General features: G+C 62.9%; 3 protein-coding genes. 2 read left to right on the top strand and 1 reads right to left on the bottom strand.

What is annotated here, in order from left to right:
- Window positions 1-354: 354 nt before the first annotated feature.
- On the bottom strand, window positions 355-837 hold the full coding sequence (locus GE027_RS23500) for an HU family DNA-binding protein (protein ID WP_237607732.1): 483 nt from the start codon (window positions 835-837) through the stop codon (window positions 355-357).
- Between the two features lie 337 nt (window positions 838-1,174).
- Here GE027_RS23500 and GE027_RS22220 point away from each other — a divergent pair, with 337 nt between their 5' ends.
- A complete protein-coding gene (locus tag GE027_RS22220; RefSeq protein WP_162006887.1) occupies window positions 1,175-5,329 on the top strand; it encodes a hypothetical protein in 4,155 nt (1,384 codons plus the stop codon).
- Between the two features lie 166 nt (window positions 5,330-5,495).
- Entirely contained in the window at window positions 5,496-5,705 is a 210-nt protein-coding gene (gene yacG / locus GE027_RS22215; protein WP_153559429.1) for a DNA gyrase inhibitor YacG, read from the top strand.
- The last annotated feature ends 387 nt before the right edge of the window (window positions 5,706-6,092 follow it).

Genomic DNA, 6,092 nt, shown 5'->3' with positions numbered 1-6,092 from the left:
AGATTCCGCCGGAGCCAGCAAATCTCAACTCAGTCATCGCCATGGCCGATTTGCAATGTTCATTTTGCAATTTGCAATCCTTCTAGCGCCCCGGAAAGGCGTTAACGTCTAGCGACTTCGACTACAGGCGACCTTCGGCTACGGGTAAAACACGCGCACGAAAAAAGGCTACGTCGGTGCCCCACGCAGCCTTTTGCATTGTTGTTGAATCAGCCGTAGCTGAATTGGTCGCAGCGGATCTTGCCGCAGCGGAACTCGCCAGAGTTTGGAGAGTGTGCTACCGGCTACGCCTCGCCCCGGTCCAAAGTCGGGCGACTTCGGCTACGACAAGGCGGGGCGGCGGCCCGCCGGAGCTTAGACCATGTCTTTGAGGTTCTTCAGCGGGCGAATGGTCAGCTTTTTGCTGGCCGGCTTGGGATTCAGCCAGATTTCTTCGCCGGTGGCCGGGTTACGTCCCTTGCGCTTGGGCTTGGCTTCGACGTGCTTGACGGAGATTTTGCACAGGCTGGGGATGGTGAACTGGCCAGCCGACTTCAGCGATTTTTCGATCTCATCCGAGAGCGCGTCAAAGACAGCGGCGATGTCTTTCTTGCTCAGCTCGGTCTCTTCGGCGAGATTCGCAATAATTTGCGTTTTGGTCAACGGTTTCGCAGGAGCTTTGGCCATGAGGGACCTTTCAGTGGCGTTGGTGAAGTAGTGAAATCTGGGAATGTTTCGCGGCCGACGCATGCGGCTGAGGATGGACAGATTTAAGAGTCTCGCTGGGCGCTTGGCAACCCGGTTGACCGGCAAAACCCTAAGGTTTTCCTTGAAAAACACCGTTTCGCCGGCTGCCACACCCTCGTGAACCCGACGCAGAAGCCGTCTTCCCCGGCGGCACCCCTTGCTCCAACGGAACGATGCTAGCCATTGCCCGGCTTAAAAATGCATGCAATGGACATGTTCCATCCATTGACGCTCCGGCCGTCCCGGCCGACCGCGCGGCTGGACAGCCGAAACCGGCGGAAAACGCTGGAAAACGGGCTGCCGAGGCAATTCGGGGGGCTTCGATTCCCGTCCTGCTTCGGCCTCCTAGACCAACCGACGCGCCTTTCATAGATTGAGTCCCAGCGTCGCCACCGGAAGGCGGCATCCCCCTGCCGACGATCTCCCTGGGCGTTCGAGCCCCTTTCCCATGACACCGCTCTTGTCGTCACAAGAAGAAAAACTGCTGCAGGTAGCCGGATACCTTAATTTTTCCTCCGGTGCGCGGGATCTCGTCACGTTGCGCAACCTGAACAGTCTGCATGCGGTGGCCTCGGCCGGCCAAGTCCTGGCCGGCAAACCGCCGTGGTTTGATGTCAAGCTGTGGCTGGACCAGACGCTGGAGCGTTGTGAAGGGACGACGGCGGCCTTTGAAGACGTCTCGCAGGCCCGTCGCGTGGTCGAGATCGTGTTCAGCAAGCTGCCGCCGGCGTATCTGGATTTCCACAAGGACCTGCTGTTCCACCAGGCGCCGGAACTGTTGTTCAACGGTTTCTTTCTGGGCCGCTGTGCCGAGGTGGTCCTGGGGCTGATCGGCCGCAGCGACGACGACCAGTGGGTCGTCGAGCAGGCCGTAGCGGAGCTGAACGATTTCGTCGGTTACCGTCCCGTCGCCCAGCTGGAGAACCGCCAGTGCGAACCGTATCGGCACGAATGGGTCGCGCCGATTCCGATGTTCGTTGCCGGCGCCGGCTGCAGCGAAGGCGCCTACCACCGCCTGTTTCATCAGGTGCTGGAGATTCTCCAGGCGACCGATCCGGCCATCCTCCAGGCCGCGCACTTCGACCTGGCGCGGCTGCAAGAATTGTCGATCGATCCGCGGGCCTACGACTTCGACCATCCGGTCAACAAGCGACCGAATTACCAGTTCGGTCAGTGGGATCCGCACGCCATCGACGCCGACGGCCATTACAGCCGGTTCGTCGTCCAGCAGGTCACGCTGGATGCGTTGCTGAGCCGGCTGGACGACCCGAACCATGACATCTCCCGCGAGGAGATTCACTTCGAAGCCGCGGCGGTCCTGGCCGGCACGATGCTGATGGCGTCGGCGGTCAGCGGCTGGGGTCCGGGGGCGCATTCCAGCGAGGTCACGCTCAGTTCCTTGATCACGCCGATCGCACGCTTTCGGGACGCCTTCTACGAAGACCTCTTATCGAAGATGGACGGCGGGCACGCGGAGCGACTGCGGGAAGAGCAACAGCTGCGACAGCAGCCCTTCGGTGCCGCTCGGCAACACCTCAACGCCGCCCTGGCCAGCCAACGAGCCGGGCAACAACAGCACGCACACCTGGCTCGCCTGTACGCCCGCATGGGATACCCCGACGCGGCCAACGACGAAGCCGATACGGTCAACGCCCCGTCGGCGCGGATCATGTGCCGGATCGACTGTTTGATGATGCGGGGCCTGGCCGCGCTGCGCCGCGGCGACTTGGACCTGGCCGCCACCATGCCCGACCAAATCGTCGGCTTGATCAAACGCGGCATCGGCTGCGGGGCTCTGGTCGATCCCTGGGATATCCTGGGTTTCGGTGGCAACTATGCGCGTTTCCACTGTGCCGAAAGCGCGATGCACGATCATCGTGTGGACGAATTAATCCAATTGACCGATTACCTGTTCGGTTACATGGCGAGGGTCTGGAGCGAAGCGGCCGCTCGCGACGACCAGGACCATTACCAGAACCTGGCGTCGGCCTATCGCGAGACGGCCGAGTGGTGGCGGCAGTTCTCGGCCCATACGATCGAGGACCTGCAGGCGACCGACCCGCTGGAATCCTACGAGTCGGCGCAGCTGGTCGCCCGAGCGCTGCGGGTCTGGCATCGCGGCGGCGCGGCGGCCGGCGACGTGAGCTTTTGGGCCGAGCACGCCGACATGTTCGATTCGCCTCGCGCTTACGCGTTGGTGATCGACGCGTTGCTGGAGCGTCAGGACTTTGTGGCATCGCGAGCCTTGTTGATTCACTGGTTAGCAGCCGCCGAGACGGTCGGGCTGCGACGCGGCAACAGTTCCTGGCCGATGCTGGCCCAGCGGTGGCTGTTCCGCCTGCGCCAGATCGGCCAGAGCCAAGCGGAAGCGCAAGCCGGGAAAGAAACCGCTGCCGAAGCGGCGAAAGAAACAGACGGCACGGCGGCGGCGCCACCCTCTGCCGGCACGGCCGAACCGCTGGCGGTCGCCGGCGCGGGCGGCCGGATCGACAGCGTCTGGACCCTGACGCAGCGGTTCTTCGAACAGGTCGAAGCCAACGCGGAATCGTTCTGGAACCCACCCACGTTTTCGATCGGCGGTCCGGCCCCACAGCGAGACTGGGATCGCACCCTGGCCGATCTGGACGCCGAACTGACGACGCCCGACGACGCCGCCGAAGACGATGAAGACGGCGACGAGGGCCTGTTTGACGCGGCCTACGAAGGGGTTACCTACCGCGACAGTACCGATGACGGCATGGAGGGGGCCGTCTTCGATCCCGGCGCCCAGGACGAGGACAACCAGGACTCGCTGGAATCGGAGTCGCGTCGCGTGGGCGACCATCTGGAATTCCACGTCGCGCTTGCGCGGATGTGGGTCATGGCCGCCGATATGGGCGTGATCGCGCAGCGCGAATCGCAGCGCCGAGCGAGTCCGGAAATGCTCGCCGGCCGCGAAGAAACGCTCAAAGAGTGGGCTCGTCAAGCGACGATCAACCGCCAGGGGTTGCTGCAGTTATTGGATTCGGTCCGCAACTACCGCGTCCGAGCCTCGGGCACCAACAGCACGGCTATGACCCGCTACGACCGGCAGCGAGTGGTCCGCGACGCCTTGCTCGAACGGATCATCGCGACGACGGTCGAAACCAGCGATGCCCGGCGGTTATTGGTCGGCGTCCTGATGGCCGAACACAATGGCGAACCGCTGGAAGAAGCCCTCCTGGCGGGCATGGGCGAAGACGATCAACAGGCGGTGCGGCTGTATGCGGCCCTGGTCGCCGGCGACTGCGAGCGGATGCGAGAAGAGTTCCCGCCCCTGCTCCGCGCGGTCCGCACCAAGAGCCTGCTGTATATTCCGCTGGTCCGCGGCGGAGATCCGGTCAAGATCTTCGTGGCCCGGCTGCGGCAACGCGTATTGTTGCATCTGTTGCGTTGGTTGCCGCGGCGGGGATTGGTCTTTGAATCCTGCCAGTTGCTCGAAGCGGCGCGGATGATGGAGCAGCAGAACCCGATCGGTCCGGGAGCGGTGACCGAATTCGACGGCCTGTTCAAGATCGGTTTCCGGTCGCTGGTCCAAGCCACCACGCACGCGGCCAGGCAGTGGCCGGCGAAGTCCAGCGAGCAGCGGACCGAAACCCTGATCCCGGTCCTGGAGTCGTTGACCGAAACCATGTTGGCCAGCTGGCTGACCCACAGCCGCTCGCTGCGCCTGTCGGCCCTGGAAACGGTGTCCGATCCCAAACGCTGGCAACGCCTGGTCGAATTCATCCAGACCTACGGCGAACCGCTGTTCTGTCAGACGTTCCTGGGCCTGGGGAATATTCGCGCCATCCTGCATCAGGGCGTCGACAACTGGCTGCGACAGTTGCAGGAAGACCCCGGTTCGATGGCCGACATCCAGTTGTTGGCCGATCTGGATGGACCGCTGGACCGCGACGAAGCCCAGCACTACCTGACGATCGTTTACGAAACCATCCTCGACCATCACTCGGAATACCTGGACTACACCAGCACGACGACGCAGAGCGATCGCGGTGAATTGATTTACATGTTCTTGGACTTCCTGCGACTGCGCGTCCGCTATGACCGCATCGCCTGGAACCTGCGGCCCGTGATGTGGGCCCACGAGATCCTCGTCCGCGACGGTTTCGAAGTGGCGGCGATGCGCTGGCAGCGTTCGCTGTCCGAACGCATCGGCGAAGAAGCCGAGGTGTACGTCAAACGCCTGCGGCGGCTGCAACAGCAGTACTCGATGCGAATGCCCTCGGTGGCCGACCGCATCCTCGAGCGGTTTGTCCAGCCGATGACGATCGACCGCATGCGAGGGCTGGTCGAACCGTCGATCCGCAACGCCCGCGAAGGGCTCGACAGCACCGAGTTTGAACTGCTGCGGAAAGAAGCCGACGCGCTGACCGAGCATCCGGCCGGCGCCGGTCTGGACCTGCCCGCCTGGCTGGAGGTGCTCGAGGACGAGGTCGACGTGGTGATCAATCGCCAGGAAGGGCTGGAGATCGACAACGAATCGTTGCTGACCATCCCCACCCAGGCGATCCCCTTGGAGGACCTACAGCAGCAACTCTCCAGCGCCCGCCGCCAGGGTCGCCGCCTGCCCTACATGCAGTAGGCCCCTGATCTCGCGTCCGCCAACCGCTAGAATCGAAGAGGCGGACGGCAAGCCGTCGCAAACACCGCCTTCCCCCGTTCGCATTTATCCTGTTTCCCAGCAGCGTCACCGGCGGTCGCACCCGTTCGTTCGACCCCGCCGCTGCTTGTCCCAAAGGAACCGTGTTTTGGCGTCTGCGTCCGAACCACCCACCGGCTACGTTGTTTGCCCGACGTGCAATCGCCGCTTTCTCTTGGACGAAACTCCCACGCCGCCGTTTTGCTGCGAGCGGTGCCAGATGATCGACCTGGGCCGCTGGTTGGATGAAGAGAACGGTTTGCCCTTCGAAGGCGACCCCGGGGACACCCCGGTCGAACACCGCGACGACTCCCCCTAGCCGAAGCCGCCAGACTTTGGAACGAACCCCACGTAGCTGAAGTCGCCAGACTTTGGAGCCGAAGACACTCGCAAGAAAAGCAAGCGGTCGAGAGGGGGGAATTGCAAATTGCAAAATGAACATTGCAAATCGGCCATTGGGATGGGCGATTTGAAATTTGTTGGCGCTAACGGAATCTATGTACGGCTCGGGGCGATAGAATGCAATGTTTTCTCCCCTTTCCCCCGCGGCGCCGCGAGCGTCAGCGAGTGAAGCGGTGGTGGGAGAGGGGCCGGGGGTGAGGGGGCTCGGGTGCAACGGAATGACTCATTGCATGCGATTTCCAAGCTGTGCACCGCATCGAGATACGGTAACGCTACTACTCCTCGGTCTTCCCCCCCTCACTCC

Origin of the sequence: Roseimaritima sediminicola (genome assembly GCF_009618275.1) — a bacterium.
Taxonomy (GTDB): Bacteria; Planctomycetota; Planctomycetia; order Pirellulales; family Pirellulaceae; genus Roseimaritima; species Roseimaritima sediminicola.
This window is presented reverse-complemented; position numbering and strand designations above follow the sequence as displayed.